Raw genomic sequence first — 15600 nt, 5'->3', positions numbered from 1 at the left:
GTCCCGCGAGCGGCCCGCGGCGGCGAGCGCGACGCGCCGGGGCGAGCCACGGGCGGGCGAGGTCGCGGCCGGCCAGGGCGAGCAGGAGCGCGAAGTCGCGACGGTCACCAGGCCGGCCGGTGGCGAGGACGAGCGGGGCGGGCGCGTCCGTCCCGAGCGCGTCCGCCGCGAGCGCCCGGCGGCGCAGGCCCCGACGGACGCGAGCAGGAGCCGTCCGGTGTCGGCGGCGATGCCGCGCACCGCGATGGGCGCGACCTGGAGGCGCAGCCCGGCCAGCAGCAGGAGCGCGGCGAGCGTGATCCCGGCGGCGTTCGCGCGGCGAGCGCGGCGGTCCCGGCGGACGCGGCGAACGCCGCCCCGATCGCGGCGGTCATGACGCGCCCGGTGGCCAGCACCCCGGCGGGCCCCCACATCGGACGGCCCTGCGCGAAGAACGCGCGGGCGGCGAGGCCGACGGCCATCTGCCCCCACAGGCCGAGCGCGTACACCCGCATGATCGCGGCGGTGCCGCGGGTGTCGTCCGCGCCGAACTCGCCGTGCTCGAACAGCACCTCGACGACCGTCGGCGCGAACGCGACCAGGAACGACGTCGCGCACAGCACCATCGCGCCCGCGGCGGCGAGGTCCTGCCGGACGCGGCGGGCGACGCCGCGCACGTCGCCGTCCGCGGAGGCGCGGGCGAGCCGCGGGAACGTCACCGTCACGATCAGCAGCGACATGATCATCGGGACCTGCGCGACCTTCTGCGCGTAGTTCAGCTGCGAGATCGATCCGGCTTCGAGGCCCGAGCCGATGAACCGTTCCACGAACACCTGCGCCTGCCGCGTCACCGTGTACACCACGACGGGCGCGACGGCCGCGAGGCCGAGGCGCAGCCCGTCCGCGGGCAGGCCCCGGTGCGGCGGCGCCTCCCGCAGGCACCGGACGAACGCGGGGGTCTGCACCGCGACCATCAGGACGCTGCCGCAGGCGACGCCGATCGCGGCGCTCGTCACCCCCGCGGCGCCGACAGGCCCGCGATCAGCGCGAGGATCCCCACGTTGTAGGCGGCGTAGATCGCGGCGGGCGGCCCGAACCGGTGGTGGGCCCGCAGCGTCGCGCTCATGAACCCGGCGACGCCGAACGTCACGACGGTGACGGCGGTCAGCCGGACGCACAGGACCGCGGGCCCGTGTCCCGGCAGGCCGGGCGCGAGCAGCCCGACGACCGCCGGGGCCGCGAGCGCGAGCGTCACCGTGACGACGGCGAGGCCCGCGACCAGGCGCGGCAGGGTGCGGCGGGCGAAGGGGCGCAGCCCGTCGCCGCGGGCGAGCAGCCGGGTCACGACCGGCACCATCAGCAGCGCCATCGCGTCCTCGATGAGCAGCGGCGACACCGTCTCCGGGATGGTCCAGGCGACGAGGAACGCGTCGGTGCCGCGGCTCGCGCCGAACAGGTGCGCCATCACGAGGTCGCGCAGGAACCCGAGCCCGGTCCCGGCGGCGACCAGCACCCCCGACAGCACCGCCGCACGCCCCACGGACCCGGACGTCCGGGGCGTCCGGGACGTTCCGGGGGGCGCGCCGCGGCTTCCGGCGGTCCGTGTCCCGCTCGCCGTGGCCGTCATCGGACGCCTTCGAGTTCGTGCACGCGGAAGCCGTGCCGGTCGACGAGCGCGGGGGCGGGGCGGCGCAGGCCGAACGCGCGGGCGGCGGCGACGCCGATGAGGGTCGCGTAGAGCACGGACGTGGGCCCGCCGAGGTCCGAGTACAGGAAGTTGACCAGCAGGAACGTCGTGCATCCGACGGCGGCGAGCCAGTACGGGTCGCGGGGGCGGCAGCGCCGCCACAGGCCGCCGGCGATCGCCGCGAACAGCGCCGCGAACCCGGCGAGGCCGACGACGCCCTGTTCGGCGAGGACCAGCAGGTACTGGTTGTGCGGCGACAGCAGCGGCTGCCGCAGGTACCCGTTCACCGGGTCGTGGGTCTCGCTGCCGGACGAGAGTTCGATCCCGGCATAGGTGTCGCGGTATTCGGCGAAGTTCTTTACCCCGACGCCCATCACGGGGTTGTCCTGCCACATGCGCTGGGCGGCGGCCCACAGGTGGTACCGGTCGTTCACCGACTGGTCCGGTTCGGAGACGGAACCCATCATGGACCGCGCGCGCGCCGTCACGGCGGACGAGTCGCCGCCCGCGAACACCCCGACCAGCAGCGTCAGCGCGGCGCCGCACGCGAGCGTCTTGACCGCGACCCAGCGGTCGAACAGCACGAGCATCAGCACGACCGCGACGCCGAGCGCCAGCCACGTCCCCCGGCTGAGCGCGAGGACGAGCGCCGCGCCCAGCAGCGCGAGCCCGGCGAGGGCGCCCGGGACGGTCCCGCGGGTGCGCCGCACGCCCGCGAGCGCGAACGCCGTCAGCACCGCGAACGCGAACGCGGCGACGACCGACATCGCCATGACGTCGGTCGCGCCGAACGTCCCGACGGCCCGCACGTTGGCGCCGTCGATCGCCGCGCCGTTGCCCGTCGCGGCCTGCCAGATCCCGTACCCGGCCTCCGCGAAGCCGAGGCCGAGCACGGCGCCGCAGACGATGCCGAGGTCGCGGCGGTCCCGGCACACCAGGACGACCGCGAGCGGCACCAGCACGAAGATCTGCAGGTCGCGCAGGAATCCGGGGACGCTCGCCGCGACGTCGGACGAGAACACGGTGCCGGCGCCGAGCGCCGCGATCAGCGGGCCGAACGCCCACAGGGCCGCGCGGGGCACGGGCGTCCGGCCGCGGACGACCAGCACCGCGGCCGTCGCCATCAGCACGACGCTCGCGAGATCCCCGGCGGTGACCTGCACGCCGGGGCCGAACGCCCGGTCGCCGTGCGGGACGCCCACGCAGGCGACGGTGGCCGCCGCGGTCCAGCTCGGGCGCCTCCACCACGCGCCGGTCATCCGCTGTCCCGCCCGAGGACGGCCCGGACGGTCAGCAGCAGGATCTTGAGGTCGGCGCCGAACGACCAGTGGTCGATGTAGTGGTTGTCCAGGCGCGCGCGCAGTTCGATGGAGGTGTCGCCCCGGAAGCCGTGCACCTGCGCCCAGCCGGTCATCCCGACGGGCACGCGGTGCCGCAGCATGTAGCCGGGGCAGGAGCGGGAGAACTGCTCGACGAAGTGGGGGCGTTCGGGGCGCGGGCCGACGAGGCTCATGTCGCCGCGCACGACGTTCCACAGTTGCGGCAGCTCGTCCAGGGACGTGTCGCGCAGGAACCGGCCGACCGGGCCCATGCGGGGGTCGCCCCGCACGGTCCAGCGGGTGTCGGACTCCTGCTCGTCCGCGGGCTTCAGCGTGCGGAACTTCAGCAGGACGAACTCCTCGCCGCCGAGCCCGATCCGCCGCTGCCGGAACAGCACGCCCGGCCCGCCCTCCAGCCGCACCGCGACGGCGCACGCGGCGAGCAGCGGCGCCGCGGCGACCAGCAGGACGCACCCGACGGCGACGTCCAGCAGCCGTTTGGCGCAGCGCGGGCCGGGCTCGCGCAGCGGCCAGCCGACCCGCGCGCAGGGCAGCCCGGCGAGGTACTCGCGGCGGCCCGGCTCGATCGGGACGGCCGCCGGGGGCTGCACCAGCAGCGTCTCGCAGGCGAGGCCGAACGAGATCCGCAGGACGGCGTCCAGGTGGCCCGGCGCGACGTCCTCGGCGACGACGAGCAGGGTGCCGACCCCGTGCTCCTCGACGAGCGCCGGCACGTCGGCGACGCCGCCGAGGACGGGCAGCGGCGCACCGTCCGTCCCCTCCGGCCCGGCGGCGACCGCCCCGGCGGCGACCTGCCCGACCGGTGCGAGCCCGAACTCGCCGCGTACCCGCAGCAGGTCGACCAGGTGCCCGGACGTGCGCCGACACCTACGACCAGGGCGGGACGCGACCGGGAGCGGCGGCACCGGTAGGTGCGGGCCGCGCCGTTCGCGAGCGCGCGGGCGCGACCGGGACGGTCGCGGCGAGCGCGAGGAGCACAGCCAGGCGAGCGGGCGGACCGCGAGGAGCAGCGCCGCGACCGTCCCGACCAGCAGCACCCGGACGAGCACCGCGCGCAGGTCGGCGAGCAGCGACGGGCCGCGCCGCGGCCGGTACAGCCCGCCGGTCGCGTTCAGCCCGACGAGCGCCGCGGCGGCCGCGGCGGGCAGCCCGCCGTGCGGCCGTCCGGACGACGCGGCCGACACCGCGACCGCCATCTGCCCAGGCGTCGGCGACGGCGAGGCAGGCGGGGTAGAGCGCGGGCAGCAGGCGCGGGCCGGGCGTCCGGCGGCGGTACGGGACGAGCGGCATGCCGGGGACGAGCGCGGCGGAACCGTCCGGGGCGAGGTCCGGTCGGGTCCCGGGGTCGATGGAGGGACTCAAGCCCTGGGCACTCATCGCGCGCGTCCCTTCATGCCGAAGACTCACCATGCCGCGGTCTCAGGCGGCCGCATGCCGGGCCCGGGCGCGCGTCCCGTCACCGCCGACGGGGACGTTCGCGCAGGTGGCCACGGTCAAGCTTCGCAGGACACCACGACCCGAACCGCTGCCTTTAACAAGGCGCTCCCCGCTCTTGAGAAGAAGATCGATTTCCATACCTGACCTGCGCAAATACCGATAATTCGCACCTGTTCGCAGATGTTCCCCTGAAACGCCGGACGGGCTTCGGGAAATACCTAACGACGGACGAACCGGCACGGGAGAATCGTCGTCTACAAGATCGGTTTCGATCCCCCTGACAAGAGGAGAACGGTGCGAGGCAAGACGGCCTTGGCCATGGCGCTGGTCCTCGGACTGGCGACGGCGTGCGGCGGCGGGGGCGGCGGCGTCACCGCCGAGAAGACCGAGCCCGCATCGCCGACGGTGACGATCGCACCGGCGAACGGCGACGCGCGCGCCCGTCCGGACCAGGGCGTCGTCGTCAAGGCGTCCGGCGGGACGCTCGGCGCGGTCGCCGTCACGCTCAAGGGAAAGCCGGTGCCGGCGCGCTCACCGCCGACAAGACGACGTGGCGCTCGTCCTGGACGCTCCAGCCCGGCGGCGACTACCGGGTGCAGGCCACCGCGACCTCCCCCGCGGGCAAGACGGCCACCGCCGCGAGCGCCTTCCGGACCAGCACCGCCGTCGCCGCCACCAGGATCAACAACGTGGTGCCGAGCGCCGGGGAGACCGTCGGCACCGGAATGCCGATCTTCATCCAGTTCAACAAGGAAGTCCCCGAGCGGGCGAAGCCGCTGGTCGAGAAGAGCGTCGAACTGTCGTCGACGAAACCGACGGTCGGTTCGTGGCGCTGGCTCGACAAGGGCCACTCCTTCAACGGCCTGCCGTCCCTGGTCTTCCGCCCGAAGAAGCCGTGGGAGCCGAACCAGGAGGTGTCGCTTCGGGTCCACTACGCGGGCCTGAAGATCGGCGACGACGTGTTCGGCGCCAAGGACGTCTCCCGGAAGTTCAAGATCGGCGACTCGCACGTCGTCACCATCAACGCCAAAACGCACAAGCTCGTCGTGCAGAAGAACGGCGAGACGGTCCGCAGCTGGGGCGTCAGCCTCGGCGCGGGCGGCGACGTGTGGGCCGACGGCGTCGACCACCTGCTCACCACCAGCGGCGTCCACCTCACCATGGACCGCAGCCGCATGGAGCGGATGCGCCCGCCCGGCAAGAAGGAGGGCGACCCCGGCTGGTACGACGAGCAGGTCCCGTGGGCGACCCGCATCTCCAACAGCGGCGAGTACATCCACCAGAACATGGACGACCCGTCCTGCCTCGGCAACCGCAACTGCAGCCACGGCTGCGTCCGCTCCCCGGGGAACGACGCGAAGTGGTTCTACAACTGGTCGTACCGGGGCGACATCGTCAAGATCACCGGCACCGCCCGCAAGCTCGACTGGTGGAACGGCTGGGGCTACTGGGAGGTCCCGTTCGCGAAGTGGTCGAACACCGGCGACACCACGCCCGTCACCACCGCCCCGCTCAAGCCGTAACGTCCGCGCGACCGGCCGGGGTCCCGGACTCCGGGCTCCGGCCGGTCCCCTCTCCCGACCCCGGCGACCGCAGCAGGACGGCGATGAGCGCGGCCCCCGCGACCAGCGTCCCGGCGGCGATCGTCAGTGCGAGCGCGAAGCCGCCCGTCGCGTCCGTCCCGCCCGTCCCGGCGACCGCGGCGCCGCCGGGTGCCGCGTCGACTGGACGGAGCCCACCCCGGTCGCCGTCGACGGGCTGCTCGCCCACCTCGCCCTCGACGACCTGCCCGAGGACGCGCGGCTGCGGGCGGCCCTCCCGCTGCTCGCCGAGGGCCGCCCGGTGTCGCACGCGGCGCACGCCGTCGGCTACGCGACGCCCAGCGCGTTCCTCGCCGCGTTCCGCCGTACCGTCGGCACCACCCCGACCCGCTACCTGACCGCGACCCCGTCCGCGTAGGCCGCCTCCGGCCCGGTGCGCGGCGCGGGGATCAGCGCGGTCGCGACGAGCGCGAGGACGACGAACGCCGCGGCCGCGTACGAGCAGAGCGCGACGCCGTCGGCCAGCGCGGCCCGCGCCGCGTCCGCGATCGGGGCGGTCTCGGGACGTCCGGACAGCGGCCCGATCGCGCGCCCGCGCTTTCGGTGACGGCGTCCACGTGGGCGTGGGCGTCCGCGGGGACGCGGTCGCGGAGCCGGGCGCCGAGGGCGGTGAAGAACATCGTGGTCAGCAGCGCGATGCCGAGGGCGGAACCGAGCTGCCGGAACGCGCTCTGCATCCCGGCCGCCTGGCCCGCGCTGCGCGGCGGGACGTCCGCGAGCACGACGTTCGTGACCTGCGCCGTCGCGAACCCGACGCCGACCCCGTAGCCGAACAGGGCGAGCGCGATCGACCACCACGGACTGTCGGGGCCCGCGACGAGCCCGAGCCACGCGAGCCCGGCGACCTCCAGGGCCAGCCCCAGCCGCACCTGGCCGAGCGGCGTGACGGGCATGCCGAACGCGGCGCCGCTCGCGACGAAACTGCCCGCCGCGAGCGGGACGAGCGCGAGCCCGACCTCCAGGGCGCCGTACCCGAGGGTGAACTGCAGCCACAGCGGCAGCACCGCCAGCACGCCGAACTCCCCGATCCCGATGATCAGCGTGACGACGTTGCCGTTGCGGAAGGACGGGACGGAGAACAGCCGCACGTCCATCAGCCCGGCGTCGCCGCGCCGCGCCGACCGGACCTGCCGGTGGACGAACGCCGCCAGCAGCCCCGCCGCCAGGACGAGCGCGGCGAGGGCGGGCGACGGGCCGCCGTCCCAGGTCGCGCCGAGGACGTCCAGGGGACGGACGGTCGCGAGCCAGCCGTAGTGGCGGCCCTCGACGAGCCCGAACGCGAGCAGCCCGAGGCCGAACACCGACAGGACGGCGCCGGGGGCGTCGATCCGCCCGCCGGGGCGGCGCGAGGAACAGCATCGCGCCCGCGCAGAGCAGCACGGTGAGGGGCACGTTGATCCCGAACGCCCAGCGCCAGGACGCGTGCTCGGTGAGCCAGCCGCCGAGGACCGGCCCGAGCGCCGACGCGGCGCCGATGGTCGAGCCCCAGACGGCGAACGCGCGGCCCCGCGCCGCGCCGGTGAAGGTCGCGTTGAGCAGGGACAGCGACGTGGGCAGGATCATCGCCGCGCCCGCGCCCTGCAGGAACCGCGCGGCCACCAGCAGGCCGCCGTCCGGGGCGGCGCCGGCGAGCACGCTGGTCGCGCCGAACGCCACGAGGCCTGCGACGAGACGCGGGGCGCCGACGATGTCGGCGACGCGTCCGGCGAGCAGCAGGAACGCCGCGAAGACGATGGCGTAGGACTCCTGCGTCCACTGCGCCTGGACGGAGCCGATCCCGAGGTCCTCGATGACCGACGGGACGATCACGGTGACGATCGTCGCGTCGACCACGATGAGCGCGACGCCGACGGCGATCGTCAGGAGCCCGAGCGCGCGCCGCAGGGAAGAGGGTTCGCTCACCCTATGTACCTCCACAGTAAAGTATCTTGATGATGGAGTGACTTCACGGGGAAGGTAGGCTGGACGGTGAACGGTTGTCAACGCGAACGGAGGACGGCGTGGAACGCAACGGCGCCGCCGAGCAGCGCGAACGCCTGGTCGAAGGACTGCGGGCCTACGGCGCGGAATTCACCGAACTGGGCCGCCGGTTCGCGACCGTCCTCGGCGTGCACGCCACCGACGCGTTCGCCCTCCTGGAGATCGCCACCGCGCAGCAGCGCGGCGCCCCGCTCTCCCCCGCGCGTCTCGGACGCCGCATCGCGCTGTCGTCCGGCGCCATGACCGCACTGCTCGACCGCCTGGAGGAAGCGGGACACCTGACCCGCACCCGCGAAGCCGCCGACCGGCGGATGGTCACGCTGCGCATCCACGACCGGGCGAAACGGCTCGCGGACGATTTCTTCGAACCCGTCAACGCCCGCCAGGACGCCGTCCTGAACGACTACCCGCCCGAACTGCTCGCCGAGTTCGAGAACCTCATCGCCCGCCTCCGGTCCGCCATGGACCCGGACGCCGAATGACGCGCCGCGCGATCAGCGCAGCGGGTCGAAGGGGGCCAGTTCGGCCGGACGGCGGCCCGTCGCGACCGTCTCCGCCAGCAGCCGGCCGGTCGCCGGGCCAAGCGTGATGCCCCACATGCCGTGCCCGCCGCCGACGAACACGTGCGGCGAACGGGTCGCGCCGATCAGCGGCAGGCCGTCCCGCGTGCACGGGCGCGACCGACCCACTCGTCCCGCCGGTCGTCCAGGACGGCGCCGTCCAGCATCGGCCGCGCCGCCTCGACGATCGCCCGCACCCGGCGGGGGTCGAGCGCCGCGTCCGGGCGGCGGAACTCCATCATCCCGGCGACGCGCAGCCGGTCGCCCAGCGGCGTGCACGCCACCCGCTGCGCCGGCAGGTACACCGGGCCGGACGGCACGCGCTCCACCGGCACGCTGAAGCTGTAGCCGCGCCCGGCCTGCACGATCGACCGGACGCCGAACCGGCGCGCGAGTTCGCCGAGCCACACGCCGCTCGCGACCACCGCGGCGTCGAACGCCTCCACCCGCCCCCCGGCGCGGACGGCGACGCCGCCGAGACCGTCCTGCATCGCGTCGACGTCCGCACCCGTCCGGATCTCGCCGCCGCGCGCCCGCACCGCGTCGGCGAGGGCGTGCACGAACCGTCCGGGATCGACGAACCGCTGGCCGCGCAGCACGATCGCCGCCCCGACCCGTTCCGACAGCAGCGGCTCCAGCTTGCGGGCCTCGTCGCCGTCCAGCGCCTCGAACTCCAGGGCCTGGCCCGCCGCGCGGATGTGCTCGATCTCCTCCAGCAGGACCCGGCGCTCGGCCGCCGTCCGGTACGCGGCGACGAACGCGCCGGCGTCCCGCGTCTCCGCCGCGACACCGCCCTCGACCAGCGCGTCGAAGCTCGGCAGCGCCAGCCCGTTGATCGGCACCAGCGACTCCATCGCGCGCCGCCAGCGCGCCGTCGTGCTGTTGCGCGCGAACCCGCCGAGGAACCGCAGCAGCCGAGGGTCCGCGCTCGGCGGCACGTACACCGGCGACGACGGGCTCAGCACCGCGCGCACCCCGTACTTCAGGACGGCCGGTTCCGGCAGCGGCGTCGCGAGCCCCGGCGTCAGCCAGCCCGCGTTCCCCCACGACGCGCCCGCCGCGACGCCCGCGCGGTCGAACACGGTGACGTCCACGCCGTGTTCCTGCAGGAACCAGGCGGTGGACAGGCCGACCATCCCGGCACCGACGACGGCCACACGGCGCGGACCACCGGAGTCGACCATTGCACGTTCCTCTCTGCGCGGAGTCTCACCCCCGATGCTGGTACCGAACCCGCACCCCGGCCTCGTCCGATCCGGCCAACGCCGTCCGGCCGGGTTGTGCGGATCGCACAAGGTCGCCGACACTGAAGGCATGGCGATCAGCGTGGCCGACCTGGCCGACTCCCTCGGCCCGGGACTCCTCCGGGTGCTCGTCGAGGGCCGCGCCGGACCGGTCGACGACGTCGTCCTCGCCGAACCCGGCGAACCCGCGGGCCAGCCCGGCGACCTAGTCCTCGGCGTCGGCCTGACCACCCCCGACGCCGCGCTCGCCCTCCTCGAACGGGCCGCCGCCGCGGGCGCCGCCGCCGTCGTGGTCAAGGCCCCCCTCGCCGCCGCGGCCGCCCACGATCACCGATGACGAGCGCGAAATCGGCCCCGGCCCCACGCCGTTTCACGAGCCGGCCTCCCCCCACGACGGGCGCGCAGGCACCCCCGGCCCCGCGCCGCATCACGAGCCCGCCGCCACCCACAGCCCGTCGAACGCGCACGGGCCCGCGTCCACCGGCGAACCCACGCTGGCCCGCGCCCCCGGCCATGCGGGCGGACGGCGACGGGCGGGGCCCGCGCTCGTCGAGTTGCAGCCGGACGCGTCGTGGGCGCACATCGTGTGGCTTGTGCGCGGGGCCGTCGACCGTGCGGGCGCGCCGCTCCCCGGATCGCCGGGCGCCCACGACGACCTGTTCGCGCTCGCCGACACCGCCGCCGAGATCGCGGGTGCGCCCGTGACGGTCGAGGACGCGCGGTCGCGCGTCCTCGCGTACTCCGGCCCGCAGGACGCCACCGACCCCGCACGGGTGTCGACGATCGTGGGCCGTCGCGTCCCGCCGCAGGTCACCGCGCATCTGCGGGCGTGCGGCGTGTTCCGGAAGATGGCCCGGTCCGGCGAGCCGATCTTCGTCCCGGCCGGGCCGGACGGGATGCTGCCGCGGCTGGTCGTCCCCGTGCGGGCGGGCGGCGAGTGGCTCGGCTCGATCTGGGCGGTGGCCCGCACGCCGATCCCGTCCGGACGCGTCCACCGGCTGACCGAGCTGGCGTCCGTCGTCGCCCTGCACCTCCTCCGGCTCCGCGCGGAGTCGGAGGTCGCCCGCCGGGTGTCGGCCGAGCAGCTGCGGGCCGCGCTCCGCGACGGCTCGACCGCCCGCCGTCCCCGACCCGCCGCCGTGGCGCGTCGCGGTGCTCGCCAACCGCGACGCCGCCGACGCGCGCCGCGACCTCGACCTGTGGGAGGCGATCGCCCGCCGGTTCGGGTGGCGGCGCCCGCTCCTCACCGACCTCGACGGCGCGCTCCTCGCCGTCCTCGGCGCGGGCACCGCCCCCGGTTCGCCGCCGTGGCTCGCCGACGTCCTCGCCCGCGTGGGCGACCCCGGCCGCTACGCGACGGTCGGCGGCCCGGCCCGTTCGGCTGCCGACCTCCCCCGTTCCCGCGCCGAGGCCGCCGAACTGGACGAACTCGTCACGTCCGGGCGGCTCGCCGCGGCGGGCGTCGTCCCGCTGGAGGACGCGTGGGACGCCGTCGTGGTCGAGCGCGCGCGGAAGGCGATCGGCCCCGGCGTCCTCGGCGGCCCGGTCGGGGCGCTCCGCGACCACGACGCCGCACGCGGCACGTCCTTCCTGCCGACGCTCGCCGCGTGGCTCGACCACTTCGGCGACCCGAAGGGCGCGGCCGCCGAACTCCGGATCCACCCGAACACGCTCCGGTACCGGCTGCGCCGCATGCACGAGGCGACCCCGATCGACCTCGCGTCCCCCCAGGTCCGCCTCGCCCTACGCCTCCAGCTCGCCGCCCTCCCGGCCACCGGGCCCTGACGCCGCGGGTTCGGTACGTCCCCGTCGGCTCCGTGGGGTCAACGATTCTCCGCGGCGGGCTCCAGTCGTGCCCGGGCGGCCGCCCAGAGCGAAAGTTCGATCTCCTCACCGCCGTCCGGCTCGTACCATCCGGTTCCCGCCATCCAGGTCTCCAGCCAGCCGGCCAGGTTCTCGGCGTCGACGAACCAGACCTCCGCCCAGTCCCCGTCGAAGGCGTTCGGCTCGAACAGCAGCACCGTGGACGACTCGCTCGTGCAGTCCACCGCGGCGTACATGGCGCAGCCCCATTCGAGGATCGGCAGAACGCCCTCGGGCCAGCACGGCTCGTCGGTCTCCGCCCGCTGGTCGAGGTAGGCGGCGACGGCCGTCTCTCCCTCGCCCACCAGGGGAAGGAAGTGGTACTCGGGCCCGAAGCCCCCGTTGGCGATTCTCCGGTACAGGTCCGCGAGCAGCGGCGGAAGCCGGAACCCGAGCGCGCTCTCCGCCGCCTCCAGTTCCGCTTCGCCGACCGGCGGCGGCAGCGCCGCCGAGCCGGACCGCGCCCGCTCCTTCACCCGTCCGACGAGAGCGTCCGTGTTCGTCACGCCCGCGATCCTCGCAGCCGCCACCGACGTCCGCTCGGGGGCGTCTTCGCCGTCAGACCGGGCGGTGGCGGCCGGTGCTTTCGCCGGGGGCGGGCGGGCGGCGGCTCGTCCGGGCGTTGCGCGTCCTGCGCTCGCAGCTCGACAGCAGCAGGCCCAGGTTCCCCGCGCGGGACGAGACCGAACGGCAGCAGCCTTCCTCGCACAGGCGGACGCATAAAGCCCGGTTGACGCTCGGTCGGTCGACGTTCATGTAGACGGAGTACGAATCGACGGGGCGGGCCAGCGGGATCTGGAAGAAGCGGACGGACGGCAGGTACCTGGCGAGCCGGGCCAGCAGGTCGAGGATGTCCTTCCACGCGCTCTGGAAGGTGTACTTGATCGCGATCTTGAACTCGCTGCCCAGGCTCCACGAACGCCGGACGAGCGGCGCGCCCATCCCCTCGTCGCCCCCTGGGTCTCCCGTCAGGTGGTACGGCTCGCCGTAGAAGCGGGTGCGGTAGTTGCCCGCCTTGATGTCGGTGTATCCCTGCAGCGTCCCGCCGGAGTCGAGGGTGACGCCGAAGTCCGGGGGCCGGACGGGCAGGCCGCGGGCGTTCAGCGAGACCCGCCCTTCGGCGGCGGGGCCGGATTTCGGCAGGTCCTCGGCGGTGCCCGCGGAGAACGAGCCGCCGAGGCCGAATCCGCCTTCGAGGGTGAGCGCCACCCCGCCGTCCGTGGTCACGACGCGGAGTCCGCCGCCGATGCCGCGGTAGAGGCTGAACTTGAACTCCGAGCCCTTGACGTTGCCCATCGCGCTCATCGCGTGGAGCGCCGGGGACGGACGGTTCTCGGGCTCGTCGTCCCGCTCGCGCGTCTCCGCGGACGTGCGCGAGGAGAGGCAGCCGCGGGCGTGCGCGGATTCGACGACGCGCGCGAGCGGCTGGGCCGACGGACTCAGCAGCGCCACGATCAGCGCGAGGATCTGGACGCACGCGCTGCAGACCACTCCTTCCATCGGGCGCTGCCAACTCCTCCGGTCACGGTGACGGACGCCGCCTTCCGACGGCGTCCGCACCCGCCGTCAAGCGGATACGCCGCACGCTATAACATTATGCGGTCACTTGATTACAACAAGTGACAAAAGGTGTGTAGGTCAACTTGAACGGGACGAACCCGCCCCGGCGGTCGGCTACGGCAGGCGCAGCGCGGCGGGGGCCCCGGCCGGGACGGACGGTGCGTGCGGCGCGACGCGGTCGGTGCGGCGGTACGGTTCGCCGGGCCCGGGCGGGGATCCTTCTCGCCCCGGTTCGGCCAGAGCGACATCGCGCGCTCGGCCTGCGCGGTGATCGTCAGCGACGGGTTCACGCCGAGGTTCGCGGTGACGGCGGAGCCGTCGACGATGTGCAGGCCGGGGTGCCCGTGGACGCGGTGGTAGGGGTCGATGACCCCGGTGCCGGCGGTCTCGCCGATGACGCAGCCGCCGATGAAGTGGGCCGTCGTCGGGATGTTGAACAGGTCGAACCACGTCCCGCCGGGGGTCGCGTCGAGTTCCTCGGCGAGCATCCGGACGGCCTTGTGCGCGATGGGGATCCACGTGGGGTTCGGCTCGCCCTCGCCCTGCCGCGCGACGAGCCGTCCGCGCCGCTCGCGACGGTGATCGAGTTGTCGGCGGTCTGCATGACGAGGGCGATGACGGTGCGGTTCGCCCAGTCCTTGAGCGAGAGGCCGCGCAGGATGATCGTCGGGTGCCGCACGGCCTGGCCCGCGAACTTCAGCCAGCGCGGCGTCCGTCCGCCGCCGTCGACGAGCAGCGTCCGGATGAACCCCATCAGGTTGTTGCCGGTGCCGTAGCGGGTGGGCTCGATGTGGGTCTTGTCGTCGGGGTGGAACGACGAGTGATGGCGAGCCCGGTGCCGTGGTCGACGTGCTTGTCACGGTGCCAGACGGTCATGCGCTCGGCGCCGAGGAGCGCCTCGGAGTTCGTCCGGGTCAGCTCGCCGAGGCGCGGGGACAGGTGCGGGAGGCGGCCGGTGTCGCGCATCCGGTGCAGCAGGGTCTGGGTGCCGTGGGTTCCGGCGGCGAGGACGACGTGCTCCGCGGTGATCGTCCGGCGGTGGCGGCGCAGGACCCCGGTGCGCTGGACCGTCACCCGGTGGCCGCCCGACGCGACGGGGTCGAGCCCGACCACCATGGTGTCCGGAACGACCTGCACGCCCGCTTTCTCCGCCAGGTACAGGTAGTTCTTCGTGAGCATGTTCTTCGCGCCCACCCGGCAGCCGATCATGCAGGACCCGCAGGCGGTGCAGGTGGTGCGGCCGGGCCCGGCGCGCCGAAGTACGGGTCGTCGTGCGGGGTCCCCGGGGCGTCCGCCTCGTCGCCGAAGAACACCCCGACCGGGGTCGGGTGGTAGGTGTCGCCCGCGCCCATCCGGTCCGCGACCCGCTTGATCGCCTCGTCGGCGGGCGTGACCAGCGGGTTCGTGACGACGCCGAGCATCCGGCGGGCCTGGTCGTAGTGCGGCCTCAGCTCGTCCTGCCAGTCGGTGATGTGGCCCCACGCCTTGTCGGTGAAGAACGGCCGCGGCGGCTCGTACAGGGTGTTGGCGTAGACGAGCGAGCCGCCGCCGACGCCCGCGCCCGCGAGGACGAGCACGCCCGCCTTCCCCCCGACGCGGTGCATCCGCTGGATTCCGCGCAACCCCAGGCGCGGCATCCACAGGTACTTGCGCAGCCGCCAGGACGTCTTGGGCAGCGTGTCCTCGTCGAACCGGCGGCCCGCCTCCAGGACCGCGACGCGGTACCCCTTCTCGGCGAGCCGCAGCGCCGCGACGCTGCCGCCGAATCCGGAACCGACGACGATCACGTCGAAGTCGAACGCTTTGCGGGTCATGCGCATCACCTCGTCACACGTACGGCCCCCGACTATCGGCCCCCGTGCCCGTCGCGCACCATACAGAAAGACACGCGATCCGTCCGCCGCGTTATCAAGGCGTTGACAATGTCCGCCGCAGGATCAGCTCCAGTTCCAGGCAGCGGCGCGGGTCGCGCAGGTCGTCGCCGAAAAGATGCTGCAGGTGCCGCAGCCGGTACCGGACGGTCTGCGGGTGCACGCGCAGGCGGCGTCCGGCGTCGGCGGCGTTGAAGTTGTGCTCCAGCAGCGCCAGCAGGGTCTCGGCGAGCCGCTCGCGGCGGGCCGGCGGGAGCGGCCGCAGCGGCGCCAGCCGGGTCGCGGCGGCGTCGTCGATCAGCTCGCCCGCGCGGGAGATCACCAGCGCGGGGACGTGCTCGGCGCTGCGGATCGCACCGGTCGCCGGGATGCCGCCGCGGCCCGCCAGTGCGAGCGTCTCGCGGGCCCAGCGCAGCGACCGGGCGCGCGGGCGAGCGGCACCGCGGGCCCGAGCGCGACGACCCAGTCGCGGAGCAGC

17 protein-coding genes and 3 pseudogenes are annotated in these 15600 nt (G+C 74.7%); 6 read left to right on the top strand and 14 right to left on the bottom strand.

Annotated features, from left to right (window positions below):
- Positions 1-104: 104 nt before the first annotated feature.
- The 4 genes from BJF79_RS60105 to BJF79_RS15525 form a co-directional block, all read right to left on the bottom strand.
- Positions 105-995 (bottom strand): lipid II flippase MurJ, encoded by an 891-nt coding sequence (locus BJF79_RS60105; RefSeq protein WP_075898194.1) that lies wholly within the window; start codon positions 993-995, stop codon positions 105-107.
- Positions 992-1519: a lipid II flippase MurJ gene (locus BJF79_RS60100; protein WP_262402081.1), complete on the bottom strand. Its 528-nt coding sequence runs from the start codon at positions 1517-1519 to the stop codon at positions 992-994. The genes BJF79_RS60105 and BJF79_RS60100 overlap by 4 nt, the downstream gene beginning before the upstream one ends.
- 83 nt (positions 1520-1602) lie before the next feature.
- Positions 1603-2925 carry an O-antigen ligase family protein gene (locus BJF79_RS15530; protein ID WP_083733474.1) on the bottom strand — a complete coding sequence of 441 codons (1323 nt, stop codon included), beginning with the start codon at positions 2923-2925 and terminating at the stop codon, positions 1603-1605.
- A complete protein-coding gene (locus tag BJF79_RS15525) occupies positions 2922-4202 on the bottom strand; it encodes an exopolysaccharide biosynthesis polyprenyl glycosylphosphotransferase (RefSeq protein WP_083733473.1) in 1281 nt (426 codons plus the stop codon). Before BJF79_RS15525 ends, BJF79_RS15530 begins: the two co-directional genes overlap by 4 nt.
- A 588-nt stretch (positions 4203-4790) precedes the next feature.
- On the opposite strand from BJF79_RS15525, the gene BJF79_RS15520 reads away from it, so the two are divergent.
- The gene (locus BJF79_RS15520; RefSeq protein WP_262402080.1) at positions 4791-5966 is read left to right on the top strand and encodes an Ig-like domain-containing protein; all 1176 of its coding nucleotides are present in this window, start codon (positions 4791-4793) and stop codon (positions 5964-5966) included.
- Here the strand turns inward: BJF79_RS15520 and BJF79_RS53295 are convergent.
- Entirely contained in the window at positions 5956-6294 is a 339-nt protein-coding gene (locus BJF79_RS53295) for a hypothetical protein (RefSeq protein ID WP_143219948.1), read from the bottom strand. The genes BJF79_RS15520 and BJF79_RS53295 overlap by 11 nt on opposite strands.
- Here BJF79_RS53295 and BJF79_RS15510 point away from each other — a divergent pair.
- A complete protein-coding gene (locus BJF79_RS15510) occupies positions 6286-6402 on the top strand; it encodes a hypothetical protein (RefSeq protein ID WP_262402079.1) in 117 nt (38 codons plus the stop codon). The two genes, BJF79_RS53295 and BJF79_RS15510, sit on opposite strands and share 9 nt — an antisense overlap.
- A 31-nt stretch (positions 6403-6433) precedes the next feature.
- Here BJF79_RS15510 and BJF79_RS60095 read toward each other — a convergent pair whose 3' ends face one another.
- Together BJF79_RS60095 and BJF79_RS60090 are read right to left on the bottom strand one after the other, a co-directional pair.
- A complete protein-coding gene (locus tag BJF79_RS60095; RefSeq protein WP_262402078.1) occupies positions 6434-7345 on the bottom strand; it encodes an MFS transporter in 912 nt (303 codons plus the stop codon).
- Between the two features lie 157 nt (positions 7346-7502).
- Positions 7503-7853 (bottom strand): annotated as a pseudogene (locus tag BJF79_RS60090) (MFS transporter); the annotation flags it as partial.
- Between the two features lie 191 nt (positions 7854-8044).
- Here BJF79_RS60090 and BJF79_RS15500 point away from each other — a divergent pair.
- Positions 8045-8506 carry a MarR family winged helix-turn-helix transcriptional regulator gene (locus tag BJF79_RS15500; protein WP_075898188.1) on the top strand — a complete coding sequence of 154 codons (462 nt, stop codon included), beginning with the start codon at positions 8045-8047 and terminating at the stop codon, positions 8504-8506.
- Between the two features lie 12 nt (positions 8507-8518).
- Here the strand turns inward: BJF79_RS15500 and BJF79_RS66910 are convergent, their stop codons facing one another.
- Both BJF79_RS66910 and BJF79_RS15495 read right to left on the bottom strand, forming a co-directional pair.
- The gene (locus tag BJF79_RS66910) at positions 8519-8713 is read right to left on the bottom strand and encodes an FAD-dependent oxidoreductase (protein WP_410050089.1); all 195 of its coding nucleotides are present in this window, start codon (positions 8711-8713) and stop codon (positions 8519-8521) included.
- The gene (locus BJF79_RS15495; RefSeq protein ID WP_410050088.1) at positions 8671-9768 is read right to left on the bottom strand and encodes an NAD(P)/FAD-dependent oxidoreductase; all 1098 of its coding nucleotides are present in this window, start codon (positions 9766-9768) and stop codon (positions 8671-8673) included. Before BJF79_RS15495 ends, BJF79_RS66910 begins: the two co-directional genes overlap by 43 nt.
- 130 nt (positions 9769-9898) lie before the next feature.
- Here BJF79_RS15495 and BJF79_RS15490 point away from each other — a divergent pair, with 130 nt between their 5' ends.
- The gene (locus tag BJF79_RS15490; RefSeq protein ID WP_075898186.1) at positions 9899-10165 is read left to right on the top strand and encodes a hypothetical protein; all 267 of its coding nucleotides are present in this window, start codon (positions 9899-9901) and stop codon (positions 10163-10165) included.
- Between the two features lie 90 nt (positions 10166-10255).
- On the opposite strand, the gene BJF79_RS15485 is transcribed toward BJF79_RS15490, so the two are convergent.
- Positions 10256-10798 carry a hypothetical protein gene (locus BJF79_RS15485; RefSeq protein ID WP_075898184.1) on the bottom strand — a complete coding sequence of 181 codons (543 nt, stop codon included), beginning with the start codon at positions 10796-10798 and terminating at the stop codon, positions 10256-10258.
- A 176-nt stretch (positions 10799-10974) separates the two neighbouring features.
- Here BJF79_RS15485 and BJF79_RS60085 point away from each other — a divergent pair.
- Together BJF79_RS60085 and BJF79_RS60080 are read left to right on the top strand one after the other, a co-directional pair.
- A pseudogene (locus tag BJF79_RS60085) lies at positions 10975-11232 on the top strand (hypothetical protein); the annotation flags it as partial.
- 90 nt (positions 11233-11322) lie between these two features.
- Positions 11323-11613 (top strand): helix-turn-helix domain-containing protein, encoded by a 291-nt coding sequence (locus tag BJF79_RS60080; RefSeq protein WP_262402082.1) that lies wholly within the window; start codon positions 11323-11325, stop codon positions 11611-11613.
- Between the two features lie 38 nt (positions 11614-11651).
- On the opposite strand, the gene BJF79_RS15475 is transcribed toward BJF79_RS60080, so the two are convergent.
- The 4 genes and pseudogenes from BJF79_RS15475 to BJF79_RS15460 form a co-directional block, all read right to left on the bottom strand.
- The gene (locus BJF79_RS15475; protein WP_075898180.1) at positions 11652-12197 is read right to left on the bottom strand and encodes an SMI1/KNR4 family protein; all 546 of its coding nucleotides are present in this window, start codon (positions 12195-12197) and stop codon (positions 11652-11654) included.
- A gap of 52 nt (positions 12198-12249) precedes the next feature.
- Positions 12250-13191, bottom strand: coding sequence for a hypothetical protein (locus BJF79_RS15470; RefSeq protein WP_143219946.1), 942 nt, complete (start codon positions 13189-13191; stop codon positions 12250-12252).
- Between the two features lie 174 nt (positions 13192-13365).
- Positions 13366-15071: pseudogene (locus tag BJF79_RS15465) on the bottom strand (GMC oxidoreductase).
- A gap of 88 nt (positions 15072-15159) precedes the next feature.
- Positions 15160-15600 (bottom strand): PucR family transcriptional regulator (locus BJF79_RS15460; protein ID WP_262402077.1); only part of this gene is annotated, 441 nt, incomplete at its 5' end.

This window comes from Actinomadura sp. CNU-125 (assembly GCF_001942465.1).
Classification (GTDB): domain Bacteria; phylum Actinomycetota; class Actinomycetes; order Streptosporangiales; family Streptosporangiaceae; genus Spirillospora.
The sequence above is the reverse complement of the archived record's forward strand: the minus strand, read 5'-3'. Positions and strand labels throughout refer to the sequence as shown.

Excerpts from the sequence above, each read along its gene's own strand:
- BJF79_RS15530 (WP_083733474.1), bottom strand. The coding sequence starts at position 2,925 with ATGACCGGCGCGTGGTGGAGGCGCCCGAGCTGGACCGCGGCGGCCACC.
- BJF79_RS15525 (WP_083733473.1), bottom strand. The coding sequence starts at position 4,202 with ATGGCGGTCGCGGTGTCGGCCGCGTCGTCCGGACGGCCGCACGGCGGG.
- BJF79_RS15495 (WP_410050088.1), bottom strand. The coding sequence starts at position 9,768 with ATGGTCGACTCCGGTGGTCCGCGCCGTGTGGCCGTCGTCGGTGCCGGG.
- BJF79_RS15490 (WP_075898186.1), top strand. The coding sequence starts at position 9,899 with ATGGCGATCAGCGTGGCCGACCTGGCCGACTCCCTCGGCCCGGGACTC.
- BJF79_RS15470 (WP_143219946.1), bottom strand. The coding sequence starts at position 13,191 with ATGGAAGGAGTGGTCTGCAGCGCGTGCGTCCAGATCCTCGCGCTGATC.